Annotated in this window: 19 protein-coding genes; 11 read left to right on the top strand and 8 right to left on the bottom strand. The window is 66.1% G+C overall.

What is annotated here, in order from left to right:
• Positions 1 to 67: 67 nt before the first annotated feature.
• From ACJMKZ_RS14005 to ACJMKZ_RS13995, 3 genes are all read right to left on the bottom strand, one after another.
• Entirely contained in the window at positions 68 to 1,192 is a 1,125-nt protein-coding gene (locus ACJMKZ_RS14005; protein ID WP_405233821.1) for a putative porin, read from the bottom strand.
• A gap of 287 nt (positions 1,193 to 1,479) precedes the next feature.
• Entirely contained in the window at positions 1,480 to 1,857 is a 378-nt protein-coding gene (locus ACJMKZ_RS14000) for a VOC family protein (protein WP_405233820.1), read from the bottom strand.
• A 57-nt stretch (positions 1,858 to 1,914) separates the two neighbouring features.
• Positions 1,915 to 3,288, bottom strand: a complete 1,374-nt coding sequence (locus tag ACJMKZ_RS13995; protein WP_405233819.1) for a cytochrome P450 — start codon at positions 3,286 to 3,288, stop codon at positions 1,915 to 1,917.
• Positions 3,289 to 3,443: 155 nt separating this feature from the next.
• On the opposite strand from ACJMKZ_RS13995, the gene ACJMKZ_RS13990 reads away from it, so the two are divergent.
• The 7 genes from ACJMKZ_RS13990 (at position 3,444) to ACJMKZ_RS13960 (ending at position 11,573) form a co-directional block, all read left to right on the top strand.
• Positions 3,444 to 4,082, top strand: a complete 639-nt coding sequence (locus tag ACJMKZ_RS13990; protein WP_405233818.1) for a TetR/AcrR family transcriptional regulator — start codon at positions 3,444 to 3,446, stop codon at positions 4,080 to 4,082.
• Between the two features lie 39 nt (positions 4,083 to 4,121).
• A complete protein-coding gene (locus ACJMKZ_RS13985) occupies positions 4,122 to 5,330 on the top strand; it encodes an acetyl-CoA C-acetyltransferase (protein ID WP_405233817.1) in 1,209 nt (402 codons plus the stop codon).
• Positions 5,327 to 7,510, top strand: coding sequence for a 3-hydroxyacyl-CoA dehydrogenase NAD-binding domain-containing protein (locus ACJMKZ_RS13980; RefSeq protein WP_405233816.1), 2,184 nt, complete (start codon positions 5,327 to 5,329; stop codon positions 7,508 to 7,510). Before ACJMKZ_RS13985 ends, ACJMKZ_RS13980 begins: the two co-directional genes overlap by 4 nt.
• A 10-nt stretch (positions 7,511 to 7,520) precedes the next feature.
• Complete coding sequence (locus tag ACJMKZ_RS13975; protein ID WP_405233815.1) at positions 7,521 to 8,315, top strand: enoyl-CoA hydratase/isomerase family protein; 795 nt, start codon at positions 7,521 to 7,523, stop codon at positions 8,313 to 8,315.
• Positions 8,316 to 8,345: 30 nt separating this feature from the next.
• The gene (locus tag ACJMKZ_RS13970; protein WP_405233814.1) at positions 8,346 to 9,545 is read left to right on the top strand and encodes an acyl-CoA dehydrogenase family protein; all 1,200 of its coding nucleotides are present in this window, start codon (positions 8,346 to 8,348) and stop codon (positions 9,543 to 9,545) included.
• A gap of 85 nt (positions 9,546 to 9,630) precedes the next feature.
• The gene (locus ACJMKZ_RS13965; RefSeq protein ID WP_405233813.1) at positions 9,631 to 10,401 is read left to right on the top strand and encodes a 3-hydroxyacyl-CoA dehydrogenase; all 771 of its coding nucleotides are present in this window, start codon (positions 9,631 to 9,633) and stop codon (positions 10,399 to 10,401) included.
• Complete coding sequence (locus ACJMKZ_RS13960; RefSeq protein WP_405233812.1) at positions 10,398 to 11,573, top strand: CaiB/BaiF CoA transferase family protein; 1,176 nt, start codon at positions 10,398 to 10,400, stop codon at positions 11,571 to 11,573. Before ACJMKZ_RS13965 ends, ACJMKZ_RS13960 begins: the two co-directional genes overlap by 4 nt.
• Before the next feature lie 59 nt (positions 11,574 to 11,632).
• On the opposite strand, the gene ACJMKZ_RS13955 is transcribed toward ACJMKZ_RS13960, so the two are convergent.
• From ACJMKZ_RS13955 to ACJMKZ_RS13945, 3 genes are all read right to left on the bottom strand, one after another.
• Positions 11,633 to 12,865 carry a lytic murein transglycosylase gene (locus ACJMKZ_RS13955; protein WP_405233811.1) on the bottom strand — a complete coding sequence of 411 codons (1,233 nt, stop codon included), beginning with the start codon at positions 12,863 to 12,865 and terminating at the stop codon, positions 11,633 to 11,635.
• 181 nt (positions 12,866 to 13,046) lie between these two features.
• Positions 13,047 to 16,328: a TonB-dependent receptor gene (locus tag ACJMKZ_RS13950; RefSeq protein ID WP_405233810.1), complete on the bottom strand. Its 3,282-nt coding sequence runs from the start codon at positions 16,326 to 16,328 to the stop codon at positions 13,047 to 13,049.
• 454 nt (positions 16,329 to 16,782) lie between these two features.
• Complete coding sequence (locus ACJMKZ_RS13945; RefSeq protein WP_405233809.1) at positions 16,783 to 19,074, bottom strand: DUF3604 domain-containing protein; 2,292 nt, start codon at positions 19,072 to 19,074, stop codon at positions 16,783 to 16,785.
• A 122-nt stretch (positions 19,075 to 19,196) separates the two neighbouring features.
• On the opposite strand from ACJMKZ_RS13945, the gene ACJMKZ_RS13940 reads away from it, so the two are divergent.
• The 4 genes from ACJMKZ_RS13940 (at position 19,197) to ACJMKZ_RS13925 (ending at position 22,196) form a co-directional block, all read left to right on the top strand.
• The gene (locus ACJMKZ_RS13940) at positions 19,197 to 20,072 is read left to right on the top strand and encodes an NAD(P)-dependent oxidoreductase (protein WP_405233808.1); all 876 of its coding nucleotides are present in this window, start codon (positions 19,197 to 19,199) and stop codon (positions 20,070 to 20,072) included.
• A 40-nt stretch (positions 20,073 to 20,112) separates the two neighbouring features.
• Positions 20,113 to 20,844 carry an urease accessory protein UreH domain-containing protein gene (locus tag ACJMKZ_RS13935; protein WP_405233807.1) on the top strand — a complete coding sequence of 244 codons (732 nt, stop codon included), beginning with the start codon at positions 20,113 to 20,115 and terminating at the stop codon, positions 20,842 to 20,844.
• 117 nt (positions 20,845 to 20,961) lie between these two features.
• Positions 20,962 to 21,228, top strand: coding sequence for a hypothetical protein (locus ACJMKZ_RS13930; protein ID WP_405233806.1), 267 nt, complete (start codon positions 20,962 to 20,964; stop codon positions 21,226 to 21,228).
• Positions 21,229 to 21,242: 14 nt separating this feature from the next.
• The gene (locus tag ACJMKZ_RS13925) at positions 21,243 to 22,196 is read left to right on the top strand and encodes a DUF4437 domain-containing protein (RefSeq protein WP_405233805.1); all 954 of its coding nucleotides are present in this window, start codon (positions 21,243 to 21,245) and stop codon (positions 22,194 to 22,196) included.
• A gap of 259 nt (positions 22,197 to 22,455) precedes the next feature.
• On the opposite strand, the gene ACJMKZ_RS13920 is transcribed toward ACJMKZ_RS13925, so the two are convergent.
• Together ACJMKZ_RS13920 and ACJMKZ_RS13915 are read right to left on the bottom strand one after the other, a co-directional pair.
• Positions 22,456 to 23,928, bottom strand: a complete 1,473-nt coding sequence (locus ACJMKZ_RS13920) for a class I adenylate-forming enzyme family protein (RefSeq protein ID WP_405233804.1) — start codon at positions 23,926 to 23,928, stop codon at positions 22,456 to 22,458.
• Positions 23,921 to 24,814 carry an amidohydrolase family protein gene (locus ACJMKZ_RS13915; RefSeq protein WP_405233803.1) on the bottom strand — a complete coding sequence of 298 codons (894 nt, stop codon included), beginning with the start codon at positions 24,812 to 24,814 and terminating at the stop codon, positions 23,921 to 23,923. Before ACJMKZ_RS13915 ends, ACJMKZ_RS13920 begins: the two co-directional genes overlap by 8 nt.
• Positions 24,815 to 24,841 lie beyond the last annotated feature (27 nt).

Here is a 24,841-nt window from a genome sequence, read left to right as displayed (position 1 = left end):
ATTCCGCAGAAGATCGCATAATAAGGGCGACGGAAACAACTGCGGCGGTGCAGCCGCCCGGTCCACTCTAGAATTTGAAGAGCAGATCGAGCTGGTAACGGTTGTAATCGCGCTCGTCGGCGAGCTTGTCGATCGAGTTATCGAACCAGATGAAGCTGCCTGTCCAGTTCTTCGTGATGGCGTAGGTGCCCTTGACAGAGAAGCCGTCGTGGGCGCTGCGGCCGCCGGCGAACGTCGCGTCGATCATGCCGCCGTACAGGGCATCCTTCTCCATGTCCTGGTAAGCCGCCGCAATCGACCACGAGCCAGGATAACTGACCTTTCCGTAAACCGCGCCAAAGGCATAGGCGGTGTCTTCGTCGGCATCGCCATTGCGGGCCCAGGAACCGAAAATATCGAAGCCGGCGAGCTTTACGCCGCCGCGCAACCGGGTGATGTTGTAGTCGTATACGAGGTTCCTGTCGGCGTCGAGCGTGTTACCGTTACAGATGCTCAGGTAGCAAGGGTTGTAGCCTTGCATGTCCTGAAAGTCCTGATAGCCAAGGCTCGCATAGAATGTGCTGCCGTTGTAACCCAGTTCACCACCCCAAACCGAGCTGTCGTCACTGCCAAGGCGCTCGTCGATCTGCAGCCAGTAGCCCTTGCCGTAGAAGCCGGCACCACCTGTGAATGCGACGGCCAGGCCCTCGGGCATGTAGTCGCTGTCGTAGAAATACTCGACCGGGTTGCGTGCCCAGGGCTGGGACATCTTGCCGGCCGTGACCGTCATCCTGTCGGTGGCCTGCCAGGTCACGTAGGCGCGACGAAGGGAGATGTCCTTGGCGCTGGCGTCTCCGTCGAGGGTGACGTCCCGGGAACGCGGGTTCGAGCCGCCGGTGGAGATCTCTATACCCACCCGGATGTCGTCGTTGACGTCGGCGTTGATCATGAGGCGGCTCCGGAGGCGCTGCCGGTCCCGGTTCTCCAGGCCTTCCACGTCGATCCCCTCGAAGCGATAGCGAAAGTCGCCCTTGAGGGACAACTTCTCCGCCCAGCTGAATTTCGCCTGTTTGGCTTCCAGCGCCGCGACCTTCTCGTTCAGCTCCCTGACCTGGGACTCGAGCTCGGCATTCTTGTCCTGGCTCTGCGCGAACGCGGATATGGATACGGTCAGGGCCAGCGCAATCACGCTTCCCGCGAGGGCTCTTCTCATGGCATTCCCCTTCCTGGTCAACGAAAACCCGGCGGCAGAGTCGATGACTCGAGTGACGATCGGTAATATTGCAAAACCGCGTGAAATTTTGCGCTTGTATGGATTAAAACGCAATAAAAGACACAAAAAACATATAAAAGACAGTCAGGCAAGCCTACGCCTGCCGTGTGCACAGTCGCTTGACGGGATTGCTGCCCAGGGTGGTCCAGGGTGGCCGAGGGTGGCCAAGGGGGGCGGAGACGCTCGTCGGGGAGCCGTGAACGCGCTGCGCGGTAGCGCAGCGGTACTCAGCGTGACAGGTGCAGCGCGCAGATCTTGTTGCCGTCGGGATCGCGCAGGTAGGCGAGGTAGAGATCGCCCATGCTGCTCGGCCGCGCGCCGGGCGGGTCTTCGATGGCTGTGCCGCCATTCGCCAATCCTGCGGCGTGGAAGGCTTCAACCTGCTCGGGGCTTTCCGCCGCAAAGCCTATCGTGCCGCCGTTGGCGCTGCTCGGCGGTTCGCCGTTGATGGGCTTTGTGATGCCAAAGGTCGCACCACGCGCGCGGTAGAAGTACCGGTCCTTGTCGCGGATCGGCTCGCGCACGCCCAGTGCGCCGAGCACGGCGTCATAGAACTGCTTCGATCGCTCGAGGTCGCTCGCGCCGACCATCACGTGTGTGAACATGCTTTGCTCCTTTGTTCCTGTAATGACTCTGTCGCGAAGAGGCCGGAGCCGGAACCCTCAGCCACCGACCGCTTTCAGGTCCAGCTTCAGCCCGTCTTTCGGTTTCGGGATCGGCACCTGCTGCACCCGGTATTCGTAGCCTTCAGGCACGCTGCACTCATAGGTGAGCACGAAACGATGCAGGAAGACCTTGGCCAGGATGGCCGCGAAGTGCATGCCCAGACACTTGTGCACGCCGCCGCCGTAGGGCGCGTAGGCAAACGCATGGCGCTTGTGTTCGGCGCGTTCCGGGCTGAAGCGCTCGGGGTCGAATTTCTCCGGCTCGGTCCAGATGTTCGGGTCGCGGTGCGCTGCGTCCGGCGACACCGTGACCTGGCTGTTGGCCGGTATCCGGAAGCCTTCCCACTCGAATTCTCTCAGCGTGCGGCGGGGGATGTAGGGTACCGGTCCCCACATGCGCATGGCCTCGCTGAAGAGCCAGTCGGTCTGCTCGAGCTTGTCGAGATCGTCGTATTGCACCGGCCCCTCGCCGATGCTGCGAGCCTCTGCGCGCAGCCGCTCCTGCCACTCGGGATGGGCGGCGAGGGCGTAGGCGCTGGTCGTCAGCGTGCTGGTGAGCGTGTCGTGGGCCGCCATCATGAGGAAGATCATGTGGTCGATGATGTCCTGATCGGTGAAGGACTGGCCGTCGTCGGTGGTTGCGTTGCAGAGCCGGGTGAACATGTCCTTGCCGTCGGTGCCGCGGCGTTCCGGTATCAGCCGCGCGAAGAAATCGGCGAGGACTTCGCGGCCTTTCAGGCCCTTCCAGAAGCTCAGGCCGGGGACGGGGACGCGGATGATGGCGAGGCTCGCCGCCACGGTGTCGATGAAGGCCTTGTTCAGCCGATCGGCCTCCGGGCCGAGTTCGAGACCGAGGAAGGCGACCGCGGCGTTGTCCAGGGTGAGCTGCTTGATGGCGGGGTAGAAGCGGAAGTCGCGCTCGTTCGCCCACGGCCGGATGCCCTCCGTGACCACCGCGTTCATGCTGTCCATGTAGTGCTCGAGCGCCTCGCGCTTGAAGGCGGCGTTCATGATGCGCCGGTGGTAGCGGTGCTCGTCGAAGTCCATGAGCATGAGGCCGCGGGTGAAGAGCCGCCCGAGGGTGTGGTCCCAGCCGAGTTCGCTGGAGAAGTTCATGTCCCGGTTCAGCAGGACCTTCTCGAGCGCGTCGGCTCCGGTGAGCGCGATGCTCGACTGTCCCGCCATCTTCGAGCGGTAGACTGGCCCGTAGGTCTCGCGCATGCGCCGCGACAGTGCGCGGGCGTCCTTCAGGAGCTCGAATCCGTGGCCGACCCACGGCAGCCCGTCTTCCCCGGGAATATGGCTGAGATCGTTGGTGGCCCGCGCCTTCTCCTGCGTCCGATGATGTATCTGTGAGGCTTCTGCGCTCATGGATGGAGACCCCCGGTTTCCCTGCTTTCCGCGTCCGGCAACATGCACCGCGACCGTGCGGTGCGCATGGCTTGTTGCCCTGCAATAGTGCGAGTATACTCGCTTGCTTGTTGACAACAAGTAAATTCTGACCGTAGCAACGATAAGGCACCCTTTTGTCCGTAAATCCCCGCGACATCGCCGAAGAGGCCACGCCCCGCACCCAGGCGGAGCGCTCCGCGCAGTCCGATGCGGCGATGATCGAGGCGGCCAAGGCGCTGATCCTGGAGCGGGGCACCGAAAAAACCACTTTACAGCTCATCGGCGAGCGCGCGGGCTACAGCCGCGGGCTGGCCTCCTACCGCTTCGGCACCAAATCCGGCCTGTTCCAGGCCGTGGGCAAGTCCGTCCTGAGGCACTGGATGAGCCACCTGGACCGCGCCGTGGACGGACAGGTGGGCATCGAGGCCATGTGTTCGGCGGCCGAGGCCTACCGCCGCTTCATCGAGAAGTGGCCGGACGAGATCCGGGTGCTGCACATCCTGCTGTGCGAGGCGGCGAGCCCCCGCTCGGAGTTCCGCCAGATCGCCGACGAGAGCTATGAGCGCCAGCGCGAGGACGTCGCGGGCTGGGTGCGCCGCGGCATGGAGCAGGGCACGGTGCGTGCCGACGCCGACCCGCAGAGCGAGGGCGCCCGCTACGTGGCCTACATCTCCGGCATGACCTATCTGTGGCTGATCAGCCCCGGCGCGATCGACTGGCAGAAGGTCAATGACGACTTCAAGGACCAGATCCGCAACTCTCTTTCCCCCTGAACGGGGCGACCCATCAACCCAGCAACAGGAATCACGCAAATGGCAGACGCATACATCTTCGATCACGTCCGCAGCCCCCGTGGCCGCGGCAAGTCCAGCGGCTCGCTGCACCAGGTGACGCCCATCGAGCTGCTGACCCAGGTGCTCGAGGCCGTCCGGGACCGCAACGAACTGGATACGAGCAAGCTCGACGACGTGGTCATCGGCTGTGTGGCGCCGGTGGGCGAGCAGGGCTCCAACGTGGCCCGCGTGGCGGCGCTGAACGCCGACTACGCCGAGAACGTGCCCGGCAAGCAGCTGAACCGCTTCTGCGCCTCGGGCCTGGACGCGGTGAATACGGCGGCCTCCCAGGTCATGGCCGGCCAGGCGGATCTCGCCATCGGCGGCGGCCTGGAGAGCATGTCCCGGGTGCCGATGGGCTCCGACTCCGGCGCCATGGCGGCCGACCCCCAGGTGGCTTACAAGACTTACTTCGTGCCCCAGGGCATCGGTGCCGACCTCATCGCCACCAAGTACGGCTTCTCACGCGACGACGTGGACGCCTACGCCGCCGAGAGCCAGAAGCGGGCCGCCAACGCCTGGGAAAAGGGCTACTTCAAGAACTCCGTCGTGCCGATCAAGGACACGCTGGGCATGACTCTGCTGGATCGCGACGAGCACGTGCGGCCCGACACCACCGTCGAGGGGCTGGGCGAACTGAAGCCGGCATTCGTCATCCCCGGCGAGCAGGCGGGCTTCGACGCGGTGGCGCTGCAGCGTTATCCGGAGGTCGAGGCCATCAATCACGTGCACACGGGCGGTAATTCCAGCGGTATCGTCGACGGCGCCGCCGCCGTGCTGGTGGGCACGAAGGAGATGGGCGAAGCGCTGGGTCTGAAGCCCCGCGCACGCATCCGCGGCTTCGCCTCCATCGGCACCGAGCCCACCATCATGCTGACGGGCCCGGCGCCTTCCGCGGAGAAGGTGCTGAAGCGCTGCGGCATGGACAAGAAGGACATCGACCTGTTCGAGCTGAACGAGGCCTTCGCCTCGGTGGTGCTGCTGTTCATGCAGCGCCTCGGCATCGAGCACGACCGGATCAACGTGAACGGCGGCGCCATCGCCATGGGGCATCCGCTGGGCGCCACCGGCACCATGATCCTCGGCACCGTGCTGGACGAGCTCGAACGCCGCGACCTGAACACCGCGCTCGTGAACCTGTGCGTCGGCGCAGGCATGGGCACAGCCACGATTATCGAGAGGGTATGAGCACGATGAACACGATTGATTTCCAAGTAGACGGCGACGGCATCGCGACGATCACCATCGACGTGAAGGACCGGCCGATGAACGTGCTGACGCCCGAGTTCATGGCCGAGCTGAAGGAGAGCATCGAGAAGGTGGCCTCCGACGACGCCATCAAGGGTGCCGTCATCACCTCCGGCAAGGATTCCTTCCTGGCCGGCGCGGACCTCAAGTCGCTGGTGAACGCGTTCGACAGCGGCGCCAGCGCCGAGGAGATGTACGCCAACAGCCGCGGCCTGCAGCAGACGCTGCGTGGCATGGAGACCAGCGGCAAGCCGTTCGCGGCGGCCATCAACGGCACGGCGCTCGGTGGCGGCCTCGAGATCTGCCTCGCCACCCACTACCGGGTGGCTGCGAACAATCCGAAGGCCGTGCTCGGCCTGCCCGAGGTACAGGTGGGCCTGCTGCCGGGCGGCGGCGGCACCCAGCGCCTGCCCCGGCTGATCGGCCTCGAGGCCTCCCTGCCGCTGATGCTGCAGGGCACGCACGTGAAGCCGGAGAAGGCGCTCTCGCTCGGCATCGTCAACGAGGTGGTGGAGCCGGGCAAGGAAGTGGATGCGGCGAAGAAGTGGATCAGGGAAGCGGGCGATCCGGAGCAGCCCTGGGACAAGAAGGGCTTCAAGGTGCCGGGCGGCACCGGCCTGATGAACCCGAAGGCCATCCAGACGCTGATGGTGGGTTCGGCGCTGCTGCAGAAGAACACCAACCACAACTACCCGGCGCCGATCGCCATCATGTCCTGTGTCTACGAGGGCACGGTGCTCCCGATCGACCAGGGGCTCGACATCGAGTCCAAGTACTTCGTCTCGTTGCTGCGCGACCCGGTGGCACGCAACATGACCCGCACGCTGTTCATCAACAAGGGCGCGGCGGACAAGCTGGTGCGCCGGCCGAAGGGCGTCGACAAGAGCCAGGTGAAGAAGCTGGGCGTGCTCGGTGCCGGCATGATGGGCGCGGGCATCGCGTTCGTCTCCGCAAAGGCGGGCATGCAGGTCGTCCTGCTGGATACGACGAAGGACAAGGCCGAGAAGGGCAAGGACTACTCACGCGAACTCCTGCAGAAGCGCATCGACCGGGGCCGCATGGATTCCGACAAGGCCGCGGACATGCTGGAGCTGATCAGGACCACGGACGACTACGCGGACCTGGAAGGCTGCGATCTGATCATCGAGGCCGTGTTCGAGGACCGCAAGATCAAGGCCGACGTCACGGCGAAGACCGAGGCGGTGATCCCGGAGAGCGCAATCTTCGCCTCCAACACCTCGACGCTGCCGATCACCGGTCTCGCCGAGGCCTCGAAGCGGCCGGAGCAGTTCATCGGCATCCACTTCTTCTCGCCGGTCGACAAGATGCCGCTGGTGGAAGTGATCGTGGGTGAGAAGACCGGCGACGAGGCCATTGCCCGGTCGCTGGACTATATCCAGCAGATCAGGAAGACGCCGATCGTGGTCAACGACAGCCGCGGCTTCTACACCAGCCGGGTGTTCGGCACGTTCACGCGCGAGGGCATGTCCATGCTGGCCGAGGGCGTAAACCCCGCGCTGATCGAGAACGTGGCCAAGCAGGCCGGCATGCCGGTGGGGCCGCTGGCGGTCACCGACGAGGTGTCGCTGGAACTCGCTTACCACGTCGGCAAGCAGACCCGGGAGGACCTGGGCGACGACTACGTGGGCACCCCGGCCGACGAGGTGGTGCGCAAGTTCGTCGAAGATCTCGACCGCCGCGGCAAGCGCTTCGGCAAGGGCTTCTACGACTACCCCGAGGGCGGCAAGAAGCATCTCTGGCCGGGTCTCGCCGAGCATTTCCCGGTGGCCGAGGAACAGCCCAGCGTCGAGGAGGTGAAGAAGCGCATGCTCTACATCCAGGCGCTGGACACCGTGCGCTGCATGGACGAGGGCGTGGTCACTGACCCGGCGGACGCCGACGTCGGCTCCATCTTCGGCTGGGGATTTCCGCCGTATACGGGCGGCACCATCTCGCTGATCGAGACCGTGGGCCTGAAGGAATTCGTGGCCGAGTGCGACCGCATGGCCGAGGCCTACGGCGAGCGCTTCAAGGTGCCGGACATGCTCCGGCAGAAGGCGGAGAAGGGCGAGACGTTTTATCCCCGCGGTGGCGCGTCCGAGACGCGCTCGGCCGCCTGAGGCCGCTGCGGTGAGCGAGTGGGAGACGGTGGATTACGCGACCGAGGGAGCGGTCGCGACCATCTCCATCGACCGCGACGAGGTGATGAACGCCTTCAACCGGCAGCTCCGGCTGGATCTGCTGGCGGCGTTCGGAAGAGCCGTGGACGACCCGGAGGTCCGGGTCATCGTCTTCACGGGGGTCGGTCGGGGCTTCTCGGCCGGCGCCGACCTCAAGGATGCGATGAGCGCCCGGGAGACGGGCAACCAGCGGATCGAGGAACAGCTGCAGCGCGAGTACCGTCCGGTGCTGGAGATCATCGGCCGCTGCGAGAAGCCGGTGATCGCCAGCATCAACGGCGCGGCGGCCGGCATCGGCCTGTCGTTCGCGCTGATGTGCGACCTCGCCATCATGTCGGACAAGGCCTTCCTGCTGGCGCCGTTCGCAAGCATCGGCCTGGTACCCGACGGCGGCGCCACCTGGCTGCTGGCGAATCAGCTCGGCTACAAGCGGGCCTTCCAGGCCTGTGTGGAGGCCGAGCGCATCCCGGCGGACAGATGTCTCGAGTGGGGTCTGGTCAACAAGGTGGTCCCGGCGGACGAACTCCTTGAGGCCACCGCCGCCTGGGCGGCCTCGCTGGCGAAACGCGCTCCGCTCTCGATGGCCGCGACGAAGCGGGCCATGCGCCACGCCATGGCCGGCAGCTGGGGCAGCACATTCGACGTGGAGGCGAGTCTCCAGGACGCACTCATCCGGAGCGAGGACAACACCGAGGGCGTTACCGCCTTTTTCGAGAAACGGGAACCGGAATTCAAGGGCCGCTGAGCGGGCCACGACATCAACGAGGTATAGGTCATGGAAAGAAAGCTGTTCGACGATGAGCACGAGATATTCAGGGATTCGGTCCGCACGTTCCTGAAGAACGAGATCCAGCCCCACTCGGATCGCTGGCACGAGAAGGGCATCGTGGACCGCGAGGCCTTCCTGAAGGCCGGCGAGCAGGGACTGCTGCTGATGTGGGCCGACGAGAAGTACGGCGGCGCCGGCATGAAGGACTTCCGCTACGAGCAGATCTTCATCGAGGAGATGGCCCGCTGGGGCGATCCCGGCTTCTTCGCCACGCTGCACAGCCGCCTGGTGGGCCCCTACATCGGCGAGCTGGGTACCGAGGAGCAGAAGGAACGGTGGCTGCCGAAGTGCGTCAGCGGCGAGAACATCCTCGCCATCGCCATGACCGAGCCGGGCGCCGGCAGCGACGTGGCGGGCATGCGCACCAAGGCCGAGGACAAGGGCGACCACTGGCTGCTGAACGGCTCCAAGACCTACATCTCGAACGGCATCAACGCCGACCTCGTGGTGGTGGCGGCGCGCACCGTGCCCGACTCCACTCACGGCCTCGGGCTGTTCGTGGTCGAGCGCGACATGGAGGGCTTCGAGCGCGGCCGCAACCTGAGCAAGATGGGGCTCAAGTCCCAGGACACGGCGGAGCTGTTCTTCAACAACGTCAAGGTGCCGAAGGAGAATGTGCTCGGAGAGGCCACCAAGGGCTTCTACTACCTGATGCAGTTCCTGGCCGAGGAGCGTCTGCTCGGTGCCTGCGGCTATCTTGCGGCGGGCCAGGCGGCTTTCGATATCACCATGGAGTACATCACCGAGCGCAAGGCCTTCGGCCGTCGCATCGCCGATTTCCAGAACTCGCGCTTCGCCATGGCCGACATGCGCATGGAGCTCGACATCGCCCAGGTGTATGTCGACCGCTGCGTCGAGGAGCATAACGAGGGCAAGCTGACGGCCGAGGTGGCGGCCCGCGCGAAGCTCTATACCAGCGAGCTCGAGGGCCGGGTGATGGACCAGTGCGTGCAGCTGCACGGCGGCGCGGGCTATATGGACGAGTACGTGATCTCGCGCATGTACACCAACGCGCGCGTCTCGCGCATCTATGCCGGGTCCTCGGAGATCATGCGCGAGATCATCGCGCGCTCCATCGGCCTGGATCCGCGGCAGAAGAAGCCGAAATCGCTGGAGGAGGCCAAGGCGAAGGCCAGCGCGGCCTGATTTCGCCATGCGGCAATGACGGCAGGACGCCCGCCCCTGGTGGCGGGCGTCTCTGTTTCGGGGTATCGAGAAGGAGGGGAAGTCGATGGATCTCGCCAACAAGACGGCGATCGTGACCGGCGGTGCTTCCGGGCTCGGCAATGCAACCTGCCGGGAGTTCGTGAAGCACGGCGCCAACGTCATGATCCTGGACATCAACGAGGACGCCGCGAAGCAGGCAGCGGAGGAACTCGGCGAGCGCGCCGACTACGTGGCGGCCGACGTGACCGCCGAGGCGTCCGTGCAGGGAGCGCTGGAGAAGACCATGGATCGCTTCGGGGCGCTGCACATCTGCGTGAACTGCGCCGGCGGCGGGCCGCCGGGCAAGACGCTGGGACGGGACGGCCCGCTGCCGCTCGAGCGCTATGCCTCGGTGGTGAATCTGAATCTCATCGGCACGTTCAACGTGCTGCGTCTCGCCGCCGAGCAGATGGCGTGCAACGAGCCGGAGGGCGAGGCCGGCGAGCGAGGCGTGATCATCAACACGGCGTCGGTGGCGGCCTACGACGGCCAGATCGGCCAGGCGGCCTACAGCTCCAGCAAGGCGGGCATCTGCGGCCTGACGCTGCCGGTGGCCCGTGACCTCGCGCCGCTGGGGATTCGGGTGATGACCATCGCGCCGGGAATCATGAACACGCCGCTGCTGCAGTCGCTGGACGACAAGGTGAAGCAGCCGCTGATCGAGATGGTGCAGTTCCCGAAGCGGCTCGGGCTGCCGGCCGAGTTCGGCCTGCTGGCACGGCACGTCATCGAGAACGCCTACCTGAACGGTGAGGTGATCCGCCTCGACGGCGCCATCCGCATGCAGCCGCGATGAGCGGGGCGGAGCGTGGTGGCCCCCTCGCGGGGCTGAAGATCATCGAGATCGCCGGCATCGGTCCCGGGCCGTTCTGCGGCATGATGCTGGCGGATATGGGGGCCGAGGTGATCCGCGTGGAGCGCAAGTCGGCTCCGGGCGGCGGCCGGCCGCTGCCGGATCCGCTGAACCGCAGTCGCCGGTCCATCGCGCTGGACCTGAAGTCGCCGGAGGGCGCGGCGGTGGTGCTGCGGCTGGTGCGGGATGCGGATGCGCTGTTCGAGGGCTTCCGGCCGGGCGTGGCCGAGCGCCTGGGGATCGGGCCGGACGAGTGCCTGGCGGCGAACCCGAAGCTGGTGTACGGCCGCATGACCGGGTGGGGACAGGACGGGCCGCTGGCGAACGCGGCCGGGCACGACATCAATTACATCGCGCTGTCGGGCGCGTTGCACGCCATCGGGCGCCGGGGCGAGAAGCCGGTGCCGCCGCTGAATCTTGTGGGGGATTTCGGCGGCGGTGGCATGCTGCTCGCTTTCGGCATGGTGTGCGCGTTACTGGAGGCACAGAAGAGCGGCGAGGGCCAGGTCGTGGATGCCGCCATGGTGGACGGCTCGCTGTCGCTCATGGCCATGTTCTTCGGTTTCCGGGCGATGGGATTGTTCGACGGCGGTACGGGCACGCATTTCCTCTCGGGCGCTTCGCACTTCTACGATACCTACGAGACGAAGGACGGCCGGTATGTGGCCGTCGGCTCGATCGAGCCCCAGTTCTATCAGCTGCTGATCGAGAAGGCGGGGCTGGATGCGGAGACGTTCGGGCCCGGCGTGTTCAGTGGCCGAACGGATGCGCAGACGGTAGCCCAGTGGGATCGTCTGGGCGAACGGCTGGTGGAGGTGTTCCGGACGAAGACCCGGGACGAGTGGTGCGAGATCATGGAAGGCACCGACGTCTGCTTCGCGCCGGTGCTGGATCTCGGCGAGGCCGGGGCTCATCCGCATAATGCGGCCAGGCGCAATGTCATCGAGGTGGACGGCGTGCCCCAGAATGCCCCGGCGCCCCGGTTCAGCCGCACGCCGCCCGGCGATCCCGCCGGTCCGCGGCCGTCGGGTCAGGATACCGACGTCGTCCTCGGGGATTTCGGTTTCGCCGAGGATGAGATTGCCACGCTGCGCGAGCGGGGTGTCCTGAGCTGATCCGGTCCGGATTTGTCGCCGTTGGCGCCGGGACGGGGCAATAAGTTGCAAAAGTTGGATTAGTTCGGTCCGGCACCCAAAGTGGTGATCAGGTCTTCGTCTACGTGGCCGTCGGCTACCAGGCCGCGGTCCTGCTGGTACGCCGAGACGGCGCGGCGGGTGGCCGGGCCCACTATGCCGTCCGGCTCGCCGGGGTCGTAGCCCAGCGCCGCCAGCGCAACCTGGAGCCCTTCCACGTCTGCGCGCCGGAGCGGGCCGGCATCCTCGGGCAGGCCGGTCACCAGCGTGCCGCCGCCGGCGATGCGATCGGCCAGCCGGCCGACCGCCAGCGCGTAGAACTCCGAGCGGTTCCAGCCCATGATCACGTCGAAGTTCTCGTAGACGATGAATGCCGGGCCTTTGTGACCGGCGGGCACCAGGATGGCGGATTCGAGATCCAGACGGGGGAGGGGCCGGCTCCAGGCGTCCGTGACGCCCATGTCCACCCAGTCGGCCAGCGGCCGGCGCCGGTCGCGGCCGGCCAGCGCGTAGTCGAAGCCCTCCGGCAGCCGTACTTCCCTGCCCCAGCGCAGTTCAGGCTGCCAGCCGAGGCCCTGCAGGAAGTTGGCCGCCGACAGGATGGCGTCCTCGGTGCTGTGCCAGAGGTCGCGCCGTCCGTCGCCGTCCGCGTCGATGGCGTGGCGCAGGAAGACAGAAGGCAGGAACTGGAAATTGCCCATCGCGCCGGCCCAGGAGCCCACCATGCGCTCGGGTGCAATATCTCCTGCATCGACGATGCGCAGCGCGGCGATGAGTTCCTCCGTGAAGAACGGCCCGCGGCGAGCGTCGCAGGCGAGTGTCGCCAGCGCGTCCGGCACGGGGATCTTGCCGTAGTAGCTGCCGAAGTTCGTCTCCAGGCCCCAGAAGGCCACGAGGTAGTGCGCGGGCACGCCGTAGCGGCGCTGGGCTGTCATCAGCGTGTCCCGGTGGCGGTTCAGCATCTCACGGCCCCGCTGCACCCGTTCCTCCGTGACCCGGCGGCCGTAGTAATCCGCGAAGCTGCGCGTGAATTCGGGCTGACCCCTGTCCAGCTCGATGACCCGGTCGAGCGGCCTCGCCTTCGCCAGTACGTCCCGGATGACCGGCTCGCTGATGCCTGCCTCGCGCGCACGGTCGCCGATGCGCTCCAGGCAGGCGTCGAAGGCGGTCTCGTCCGTTGCTCCCTGCACGCCGGTGGCGAGCAGCAGCCCGAACGCCGCCGCCGCGGCGCGCATGGATAGCCGGCGGCCGGTGATCTGGCCGGTGATCTGCAATGCTCCTCCGTGAGCTGATGTCCTCGTCATGGTCGCTGCGGTCTCTGCGTTGCCCGGTCCCCCGAGGGTAATGGAAGCGCCGCCGGCTGCCCAGACGATCGTGCAAAAAAAGAAGGGCGGCCAGTGGCCGCCCTTCGGTTTGCAGCGATGCTGCCGTTGTCGAGCGTGAGTCGCTCCGCTGTCAATCGCCGCCGAACTTGATGTCGACGCCGATACGGGCTTCCCACAGACTGCGGTTGATGTAGGTCCGCTCGATGGAGCGATCGCTGAACTCCTCGTACACGAAGCGGCCCTGGGCATCGACGCTGGCATCGACGATCTCCGGCGTGAAGAACTGGGCGTCCACGATCTCGCCCCATTCGTCGTTCAGGAGGTTGCCGAGGTTGTAGATCTTCAGATACGCACGACCCCGGAAGCCCGCGGGCAGCGAGATGTCCTGGCTGACACGCAGGTCGAAGCGGGTGCTCCAGCCCGTGTTGTAGCCATTACGCTCGGTGAAGCCGGGCGCCAGGCCCTTGTCCGCGACCCAGGCGAAGAACGCCTGCTGGTCGAAGTCGGGACCGAACACCACGTTCGGATCCGCCGGGCCCGCCGGGATGTACAGCAGGTGGCGGCCGAAGAAGCCGTCGCCCTCGAGGTCGTTCGAGTTCATCGCGTAGCTCTGCGGCTGACCCTTGTTCACGAAGCCGTACAGCGTCACCTCGGTGAGATTGTCGCCGAAGAAGGCCCGTGCGTAGTTCAGGCGCAGGGTGTAGCGCTGGGGAACGACGTAGTTCGAGTTCGCAGCCTCGGGGTTGTTGATGTCCAGCAGTGCGGTGTTGTCGAAGTTCGACGCCGCTACCGCGGAGGTCATCGGGCTCACGTCCTCGGCCTCGGTCCAGGCATAGCCGAGCAGCACGTCCAGGCCCCAGTCGAAGTCCTTGCGGAAGACCACGGAGACGGTGTTGCTGACGGGCTCCTCGTCGGAGTTCGTCAGCATGAAGTTGTCCGTCTCCTCGTCGCCGTCGCCGTCGCGATCTATGTAGTCGTAGATAGGCGTTCCGGCGCGGGTGAAGCCGACGATCTCCTGGGACAGATCGACATAGTAGGCCGGATCGCGACCACGCGTGTGCAGGAAGTCGAAGTCCATCTGGATGTCGTACCAGGGCGTATCCCAGGTACCGCCGAAGGCGAACTTCCACTCGCTGGGCTGATCGTATTCCGGGTCGATGATGACGAGGTTCGAGTCGTTGGCATCGGCCGGCGACACGGCCAGCACGGCGTCGACCATCTCCTGAGGCACGTCGAAGCCGGGACGGCCTTCGCCGGAGAGATCCAGCGAGTCCGGGGATCCGGGCAGGACCGTCGCCGAATCGAAGTAGTTGAACTGGAACTGGGCGTTGGTCAGGCCGTCGTTGCTCCAGGCATTCGAGATCCAGACGTTCGGGTTGCCGCCGGAGTAGAGGCCGACACCGCCACGCAGGGTCAGGTCGTCACGCACGTCCCAGTTGAAGCCGAGACGCGGCATGATCAGGTCCAGGCCGTCGATATTGGCGTCGTTGCGGATGCCGTAGATATCGGTGAACGTCTGGTTGAAAACCGGACGGTCGTCGCTGGTGAACCACTCGTAGCGCAGGCCGGCCGTGATCGTCAGAGCGTATTCGTCGAAGAAGATCTCGTCCTGGATGTAGAGCGAGTTGAGCACGTTCTCGAAGGTCGCAGCCGCATCGGTGGCCACGTTGGTGCCGCCACCGCTGCCGTAGTAGACGCGGCTCGGACGGCCCAGCTCGAACCGGTCGATGCCGGACAGCTCGCAGTTCGGATCGGCGAGACGCCCTGCCGCATCCAGCGCCGCACAAGCGGCCGGGTTGTCCGTGGAGTCGTCGAAGAAGTCGTACTCACCGCCATTGGAGTGCTGCACGAAGATGTTAAAGATCTCCAGCGTCTCCCGGTCGTAGCCGGCCGTGATCACGTGGTCGCCGATGAAGTAGTTTCCGGCGAGGCGGAAGTAGTCGGAATCGGTCTTCAGCGCATTGGCCTGACGCGAGTCGTCTGCACCCAGGTAGACGGTGCCGTCGCGGCCGCCGACGCTGATCTGCATGTCGGCAAAGCCCTTGGGACCGACGGTGACCTGGGAGTCGTCCATGGAGCTGGAGCTGTAGAACACCTCGGTGGAGAAGTTGTCCGTCCACTGGGACCACAGTTTGGCCGTGTAGGTCTCGAACTCCGCACCCTTGGTGTAGAAGTGATTGGCGAATTCGAATTCGTCGTCATCGCCGTCCGAATCGCGGTCCTGGAAGCCGTCGAAGTAGTTATAGATGACGGCCGCATTGTGACGATCGTTGATGTTCCAGTCGAGGCGCACCATGTACTTCTCGGCCTCCTGAACGCCATCGCTGGGCTGGCCTCCGGGATCGTAGCCATAGACGTTCTGGGCGATGTTCGCGATGCGGTTGTAATCCGTCTCGCTCAGCCAGGGACGCTCTTCACCATTGCCCGAGCCGGCGAAGCCGCGGGCCAGGAAGCGGGGCTCCTCGGACTCCTCGTAGGCGGCGAAGATGAACAGGCGGTCCTTGATGATCGGGCCGCCGAGGTCGAAGCCCATGTAGGTCTTGTCGTAGTCAGGACGGCCGTAGTCGTTGGGGTCGTTGGCCACCGTGTCGCCACGAAGGTCGTTATTGGAGAATTCGTAGAAAGCGCCGACCTGCCACTCGTTGGTGCCCGACTTCGTGACCGCGTTGATGTTACAGGCCGAGAAGCCGCCGTAGGTGACGTCGAAGGGGGCGAGCTCGACCGCGATCTGTTCGATCGAATCGTACGGGAAGGGCATGCCGACAGCCGTCGCGTAGCCGTTCTCGTTCAGACCGAAGCGGTCGGTCTGGCTGATGCCGTCCAGCGTGATGTTGTTGAAGCGCGGATGCTTGCCGGCGCAGTTCACGCCGAAGCCGTCCTCGTCCGCATCGATCATGATGCGGGGATCGATGCCGTAGACCTCGGAGATGTCGCGGCTGAACGAGACGGCGCTCTCGATGTCGGCCACATTGAAGGTGGCGGCCGGTCCCGACGCGACGTCCACGAACTGCAGCGCCTGACCCATCACCACGATCTCTTCCATCTCGGCTTCCGACCGGAGGCCGACGGTGAGCGAGTAGGTATCGCCGATGCTGATGCTGGACACCTCGGTGGACTGGCCGCGGACCGAGATCTCGTACGGGCCGCCGGGCAGAAGGCGGGTCGCCAGGAACAGGCCGTTGGCGTCGGTGGTCAGCGTGCGCGTGACGCCGCTGCGCATGTCCTCGACGACGACGGTTTCGCCCGCTACGGGCGCGCCGCTCTCATCGAGAACCTTGCCGCGGATGTTGGACGTCGTTTCTTGTGCGAATCCCGCAACAGGGATCATGACGATGAGGAGGGCAGCGACCCAGGCACGGACGATGTTGCGCCACAGCCATGGGACCCTGCTAGGCGAGTCGATATTTAGCATCACTACTGTCTCCGATCTTGGGGTTCTTGCGCCCCTGTTAGGGTAGAGCCGCGGGAGTCTAGGGTAAGAATGTGAAGGTTTGATTGCTCCGAAAAAAACCGGTCCCGCTTCCCCATGCAGGACCAGGCCGCGCCAAATCTAGCGCACTGAAAAACCAGTCGCAATAAAGGGTTTACCCGATACCGGCGTACCCGTGATCGTGGGCCCGTCCAGACGGCCCGGCCAGAGCTGGAATCGCTGTCATAATCCCGTCACAAGGAATTGTTTCTAGGAGATTTCGGGTGAAACAACCCGGATGGGTCGCAGGCCGGCTGTCAGTACCGCATGCCTGCCCCGCCAGGCTGTAGCATCTTCGCGACGACGGAGGCGGAGCCGACGGGGCATCCACTTCGCGCAGAATATTGTCGCGTGCGGGCAACATCCGGCCGATGACGGCCGCGATGCCGATGTGTGCTCAGCCGCCCCAGTCGACGAAGATCGGCGACGACCAGGCGCGTTCCTCGTTCATGGCCAGGCAATCGTCGTCCGGCGGCGTGCGATCATCCGCGTAGCAAAGGTTGACCTCCACGCAGCGCCCGTCCTCGTCGTACTCGCAGCGCACGCCGCCGGCGTTGACCGCCGGGCTCGGTGACTCGATGGCACGGGCGTAGTAGAGGGCATCCCGCGCCAGGCCCGGATACTCCTCGTCCGTGAACGTGGCCGTGCAGCCGGCGGGATCCGGAATGCACTCGTGCACCTTCCACGGATCCTGGATCAGCGGTTCCACGGCCTCGCCGGGCTCCTGCTGGGGCAGGACGCGCACGATCTCGATGCGGGTGATCAGCTTGCGCTCGTCGGAGGGGTTGTAACACTCGCCCCGGCACATGGCCTCGAGACGTTCCGGCGTGAGTGCAGTGGCGGCATAGTCGGGGCAGCCCGGCTTCTGCTTGAAGGCACCGACGGCGCGCACCCGGAAGACCGGCGGCGCGGTCATCTCCGTCTCGGCGCCCATCGGTAACTCGCCGCCGTTGCCGTTCAGCAGGTCGAACCAGAGCAGGATGCGGTCGCCGCTGGTGCCGTAGACCTCCCGGCGCTCCATCGCATCCCAGATGGCGTTGCGGTCGCGGCCGCCGGCGTGGGCGGCGATCAGTCCGCCGGTCATGAAGAACGACGCCTGGCGCTCGGATTCCGTCAGCCGGAACGGCTGCAGGTCCACGGTCTGCACCGGCGAGTCCGTCTCGATCAGGTTGTCCGGCACCTCGAAGCGATCCTCGAAGTCCACCGCCCGGGAATAGGGCAGGGGCTCGCCGGCCGGCGGACCGAAAATCGACCGGACCTGCTCGTCCCGCCCGCCCGTGGGGTCGGCCATGCCCCGGCGGAAGAACTCCTTGTAACCGGTGCCCGGCCGGGCCCGGTGGTTGTCGCTGGAAGCCATGAAGCCGAAGCGGAAGCGGCGCGGCGCGTCCGGGTCGTCGAAATTGGTCAGCGCCATGATGTACTGCACGGCGCCGCCGGGTCGGTAGTTGAACGAGGGCAGATAGCAGTCCGTGCACTGGCCGGCGTCCAGCCAGTCGGCACCGGTCTCGCCGCCCACCACGAGGTGGCCGCCGACGCCCGTATTCACGTAATCCTGGCGGGCCATGGCCGCGCGCTCCTCGCAGAGCTCCGCACTCTCGCCGGCTTCCAGGCAGCGGGACTCGATGATCTGTCCCGCCCGCCAGCAGGACGGCAGATAGCCTTCCACCGGTTCCGGGCAATAGGGCCTGCCCTGATCGTCGAAACGGATCGCCCGCCACGGCCGGTACTCCTCCGAGTTGCCATGCCCGGAGAAGACCTCGATCAGGGACTGCAGCTCCGGGTCGTGCATATCGCCTTCGAGCTGTTTGTCCCAGTCGGAGCCCGCCGGCGTGTAGAAGCCCCAGGTGGTTCCGTGCGGGATGACCATGGATTCGTGGCCCTGGGCGCGCAGCCGCTCGAACAGCTCCGCCGGCGTCTCGGCGCTCTCCCGGCAGTCGTGCGGCAGCTCCGTTGTGGGCACGTCCATGGGGCAGTTTTCGGCGTTGCGCAGCTCCTCTACGTAGCGGGCGAAGTCGAGCATGCGCTTCGAGGGCTCCAGGGCGATGAGATAGGCACGGGCCGTGACCGAGATGCCGCCCAGCGCCTCGCGGGCGACGCCGCCGGAGTTGATCGGCCGGGGCGGGATCCTGTCGTCCTCGAGGTCGCGGAGGATCACGTTCTTGTGGCCGTAGTGACTGTCGGGCGTTGCGCCCACCTGGGTCCACTCCCAGCCGAGAAACGAGACGGTGTCGGGCACCGGGCCGCTAGCGGCGACCGCGTTGCACTGGCGGATGGACTCCACGGTCTCCTGCCAGCGGCGCGGCGTGGAGGCCTCTGCGTGATCGTTGATGGACCAGAAGTCCAGCGCCGAGCAGTAGCGTGCGAAGTCGCAGGCGTCGGCGAGTGGCTTCGCCCCCTCGCCGTTCATCAGGGGCAGGCTGCTCAGGAAGGCGTCGAAGGAGAGCGTGGTGTGCACGTGCAGGTCGCCGAACAGGATCTGCCTGTCGGCCGGTGCGCCGGCGGATTCCATGGCCTCGGCCTGGCGCTCGATGCGCTCCTCGAGGGCCTCGGTCGGCACGCGCTGGTCCGTGATGATCCCCGGCCCCTCGTGTTCCCCCAGCCAGCCCTTGCCGGCCGCGAATAACAGTCCCAGCGCGCCCGCGACCACGATGCCGACGGCGATCAGGAATCTCTTCATTTCGTCCCCCACTGCCTGATCCGGTTGCAGCTCCAGACATTAGGGCCTCGTGTCCCGTCCGGCAAGTCCACGATTGCTGACGGTAGTGTCCGCAAGTAGTGTGAGGCCGTGTCTCACTGCCGGGGCGGGCTGCGATGAGGATCGCTTTCACAGGGTTGGGCGTCATGGGTTTCCCCATGGCCGGTCATCTGTCGCGGGCGGGTCACGACGTCACCGTGTACAACCGCACGGCCGACAAGGCCCGCCGCTGGTGCGACACGCACACCGGCCGGTCGGCTGCGACGCCGGCCGAGGCGGCCAGGGGCGCCGACATCGCCTTCACCTGCGTCGGCAACGACGATGACGTCCGATCGGTGGTGCTGGGCGACGACGGCGTGCTGGCCGGATTGGGCCGGGGCGGCATCCTGGTCGATCACACCACCGCCTCCGCTGCGCTTGCCCGCGAGCTGGGCGAGGCGGCGGCCGACGCGGGTGCCGGGTTTCTCGATGCTCCGGTGTCCGGCGGTCAGGCCGGAGCCGAGCACGGCACGCTGACGGTCATGGCCGGCGGCGACCCGGCCGTCTACGAGCGGGCGGAGCCGGTCATCGACATCTACGCGCGGCGCTGCCGGCTGATGGGACCCGCCGGGGCCGGCCAGCTCACGAAGATGGTCAATCAGATCTGCATCGCCGGGCTGTTGCAGGGCCTGGCGGAGGGACTGGATTTCGCCCGCCGCGCAGGCCTGGACGGCCGCGCCGTCGTTGAGGCCATCAGTCAGGGCGCCGCCCAGTCCTGGCAGATGGACAACCGCCACGAGACGATGCTGGACGGCGAGTTCGATTTCGGCTTCGCCGTCGAGTGGATGCGCAAGGATCTCGGCATCGCGCTGGACGAGGCCCGCCGCAACGGCGCCTCGCTGCCGGTCGCCGCCCTGGTGGATCAGTTCTATGCCGAGGTCGAAGCCATGGGCGGGCGGCGCTGGGATACTTCCAGCCTGATCGCGAGGCTGGCAGACACGGCGGAAGCTTAGGAATACAATGATTTTTATCGCCCGGGAGGGGTGAATCATCATGGACTGGTTTACACCGGAGATCGCGGCGCTGGCCGCAACCGCCGCCACCATCGGCGTCCTCCATACCATCCTCGGGCCCGATCATTACCTGCCTTTCGTGATGCTTTCGCGTGCACGCGGCTGGTCCGCGCGCCGCACCAGCCTGATCACACTGGTCTGCGGCCTCGGCCACGTCATGGGCTCGGTGGTCATCGGCCTGGTCGGCGTCGCACTGGGCCTCGCCCTGACCCAGCTGGAATGGGTGGAGGGCGTGCGCGGCAACCTGGCGGCCTGGGCGCTCGTGGTCTTCGGCCTGCTGTACATGATCTGGGGCGTGCGCCATGCCTGGCGCAACCGGCCGCATACCCACTGGCACACGCATTCGGACGGCACCCAGCACCTGCACGAGCACCGGCATGCAAGCGAGCACGCCCACGTGCACGCGGAGGCCGGCAGGACTCTGACGCCGCTGGCGCTGTTCGTCGTCTTCGTGCTCGGCCCCTGCGAAGCACTGATACCCGTGCTCATGTACCCGGCCGCGCAGCATAATTATGCTGGTCTCGTGATGGTCACCGGCGTATTCGGCGCCGCCACGCTCATCACCATGGTGACCGCCGTACTGGTGGGTCTGTGGGGGCTGAACACGGTCGGCGAGAAGCTCGGCCTGCGGCGCTTTACCCACTGGTCCCATGCCGCCTCCGGCGGCGCCATCGGTTTGTGCGGCGCGGCCATCATCGGCCTCGGGCTGTGACAAGCTCCGTCAGGGGCTGGTAAAAGGAGATCTGGGGCAGGGAGCCCGGCGTTGGCCCGGCACGCTGTGCCCGGTCCGCGGCGGCCTCTGCGAATCACCGAGCGATCCGGAGTAGTCATGACATTCAGGAACACCCGCATCGAGCGCGAACTGCCGAAGGAAGTCCGCGAGTGGCTCGAAGAGGAAGTGGCAGAACAGGAAGAGCGCTACCGAAAAATCGTCGCGGAGATGGAATCTCTCGATCCCACCCGGGACCAGTGGTACGAGGAGTTCTTCGAGCGCATCCAGGAGTACGGCTTCAACGTGGACGGTGATCAGCGGATGAAGATCCCCGAGCACGACCTGCCGGTCAAGCCGGACCGCAAGCACAAAGTCGTCTACTGAGCCGGGAGAGCGCCATGACCAGACCGCATATCGAGCCGTTCTGCGACCGCGACGTCCATTTCAAGAACATGCCGCTCCCGGGCTTCGGCAGCGGGTATCGCTACAAGATGCTGAGCCTGGATCCGGAGATCGGTTCCTGCACGATGACCGTGCAGCTCGACTCGGGCTATCGCCAGCCGCCCGGCTTCAGCTACTCCGAGCTGGAGTTGATCGTCATCGAGGGCAGCATCAGACTGGGCGACAAGGTCTGTAACCGGGGGCACTACTTCTTCGTGCCGGCCGGCTATGCGCTGCCCGAACTCAGCTCGGATCAGGGCGCACTGCTGCTGATGATGTACAACACCGCCGAGCCGAGCCTGGTGGAGAGTGACGAGCACCACGAACTCTCGCGCACCGAGCTCTATCACGACGTCGATACGTATGCGGACATCGTCTGGGCGCCCGGCAACGTGGTGAGCCCTTCCGTGGCGGCCGGCTGCATGATCAAGCTGCTGAACTTCAATCCGCAGACCTTCGCCATGACCTTCCTCTACTGCATGGTGCCCCAGTTCCACCAGGACAACATCTCCTACCACGACTGCTGTGAGGAGGGTTACCACCTGTGGGGCACCTCGTGGATGATGCAGTTCGGCGATCTGCCCACCGGCGGCTACTTCTGGCGTCCGCCGTACATCAACCACGGCGCCTTCGCCAGCGAATACGGCTGCATCGCCATCGGCCGCACCGACTCGAAACTGTTCAACCACTTTCACTACAACCCGTGGAGCACGCCGGAGGAGAACGAGGAGCGTTCCGCCGCCCGCCTCGCCAAACGTGACCCGGTGCTCTACAAGTGGTGCGTGAACCACGCCCACAACCATCCCCACGGGCCGGAGGACTTCGAGGACACGATGCAGCGCCGCGGCACGCACTCCCACGCGGACGGGACGACGCACACGCATCACCACCACGGCGACCACGACCACTAACAATGTAGGAGGGCCTTCAGGCCCGACCCGCTTTCTTTTGGCGTTGGCCCGCCCGCTGACGTGCCCCCAGCTCTACGGAGTGGCACCAGTCGGTAGGCGCTGCTGACTGGCGCTTCCTTCAAGCCACCGCGAGCACGGCCGTCATGCGGGGGTATCCAGCGCCGCGACCTTTTGTCGGGAGCAAGATGGATACCCCCGCAGGGCGGCCACAATAGAAGGTGAGCCGGTTGGAAGAGCCGGGTCGGGCCTGAAGGCCCTCCTACCGGGGGTCTAGCTGCTGCGCCAGGTCTTTCTTCAGGATCTTGCCGAGGCTGGACTTCGGCATCTCGTCTAGGAAAATCACCGCGGCCGGCACCTTGTAGGGCGCGAGGCGCTCCGCGCAGTGGCTCAGCACCGTTGCCTCGTCGCGCAGCCCGCCGGTGACGAATGCGACCGGCTCCTCGCCGAGCTTCGCCGACGGGCGGCCCACGACGGCGGCCTCGTCGATGTCCGGGTGGGACAGCAGTGCTTTCTCGATCTCGCCGGGGTAGATGTTGACGCCGCCGCGGATGACCACGTCCTTCTCCCGGCCGCGCAGCATCAAATGGCCTTCCGGCCCCCGGGTGGCGAGGTCGCCGGGATAGAACCAGCCGTCGGATTCTGCGCCGTGTTCGTTGCCGTCCTCGTCCAGGAAGCGCGTGGCCACGCCGGGTCCGCGGTAGCGAAGTCGTCCCGTCTCGCCCTCCGGCACGGGTTCGCCTTCGCTGTCGAGTATCTCCACGTCCACGCGGAAGACCGGCCGGCCGACGGTGTCTGCGTATTCGGCCACCTCGTGGGGCTGCAGCACCGAGATGCCGCCGCCCTCGCTGGAGGCGTAATAGGAGAGCAGCCGCGGGCTCAGTCTGGCGCTGATCTCCCGGGCCTCGTCGGCGTGCAGCACGGCTCCCGAGGAGATCAGCAGTTTCAGGTGTGGCAGGAGGTGGCCGTCACCGCTCGCGAGCGGCAGCAGGCGCCGGAGCAGCGTCGGTACCAGGAAGGCGACCGTGGCCCGGGAGCGGTTGATGGCCTCGGCGAGTTCCTCCGGCTTGTGTGGCGGCGGATCCAGCACCACGGTGCCGCCGGCGGCGAGCAGGCACATGCCGAACGACCGGCCCGCCCCGAAGTACAGCGGCGTCAGGGCGACGAAGCGGTCGTTGACGTTGATGCCCAGGGTCACCCACTGGTTCACGAAGCGCTCGTAGAACTGGCGATGGGTGACCAGCGCTCCCTTGGGCCGTCCCGTGGTGCCGGAGGAGAGGGAGATCAGGAGCGGCAGGTCGCCGTCCTCCGGCATCGGCGGTGGCGCCTCGCCCGGCTCCTCGTACCAGCCGTCGTCGGGCCGCAGCACGGTCAGTTCGCCGTAGTCTGCGTCGCCGTCGTCCGCCAGCAGACAGCGGGCGTGGAACGCGCGGGCCACGTCCTGCTGCTCCGCTGCCGTCCAGCGGTGGTCGACGGGCAGGATCACCGCACCGAGGCGGGCCACGGCGTAATGCAGCAGCAGGTGGAGCGGATGATCGCCGAGCGCCAGCGCCACTCTGTCGCCGGTGCTCACGCCGGCCGCGGCGAGCCGGCCGGCGCAGGCCTCGATCCGCCGCCAGGCCTCACGGTAGTCGGTGGCGTCGTCCTCCCGGTCGCGCCAGACGATGGCCGGGTGGGCCGGACGGTTGCGGGCATGGCCGGCGACGAGGCCGGCCAGGTTCAGCGCATCAGTCACCGCCCTTGTCACCGCCCTTGCCGCCGTCCAGGCCGTAGATCCGGATGACGTTGTCGCGCAGCAGTTTGCGCTTCGGGTCGGGCCGCAGATCGAGATCGTCGATCTCCTGGCGAGTGCGCGAGAAGTCGAGCACGGGGAAGTCGGTGCCGAAAATCACCTTGTCCTGGCCGAACGTGTTGATGTAGTGCACGAACTCCTCCGGCCAGTATTTGGGACTGTGAGCATCCGAACCGATGTAGACGTTCTCGTGTTTCCACGCCATGGCGATCATCTCCCGGGTCCAGGGGATGCCGACGTGGATGCCGATCAGCTTCAGCTCGGGGAAGTCGCAGGCTACCGGGTCCAGCGTGATGGGCTGGCCGACGCTGCGGCAGCGGTAGTCCTTCGAGTAGATCATCGACTGGCCCACCTGCATCTGGATGGGCACGCCGAGCTCGACGCACTTGGCGTAGAAGGGATAGTACTTCGCATGGTCGGGGGCCAGCTCGAACCAGTGCGGATAGAGGTGGGCGCCGATGAAGCCGAGCTCTTTTACCGCCCGCTCCAGCTCGCGCACGCCGTCCATGCCCGTGTAGGGATCGATGCCGATCAGCCCGGAGAAACGATCCGGGTACTGCTCCACCGCGTGGGCGACGATCTCCGGCGGCATGTGATAGCAGCCCGGCAGGCCGGGACGGCCGGACTTGGCCGCCACCAGGAGGGCGTGACCGATGCCGGCCTCGCCCATGCGCTCGATCATCTGCGCGAGCGAGAGTCCGCCCATGAGACCGCCCTGGGCCTTCATCTTGCCGACGAAGAAGTCCGCACCCCAGTCCGGGCGCACCGACAGCGCTTCCTCGGTCCAGATGTTCACGACGGCATCGATGGCCTGGTATTGGTCGGTCATGGTTCGTCTCTTTGGCAGCCCTGGCGC

The sequence above is a fragment of the Lentisalinibacter salinarum genome (assembly GCF_040706555.1).
GTDB classification, from domain to species: domain Bacteria; phylum Pseudomonadota; class Gammaproteobacteria; order Steroidobacterales; family Woeseiaceae; genus Lentisalinibacter; species Lentisalinibacter salinarum.
This window is presented reverse-complemented; position numbering and strand designations above follow the sequence as displayed.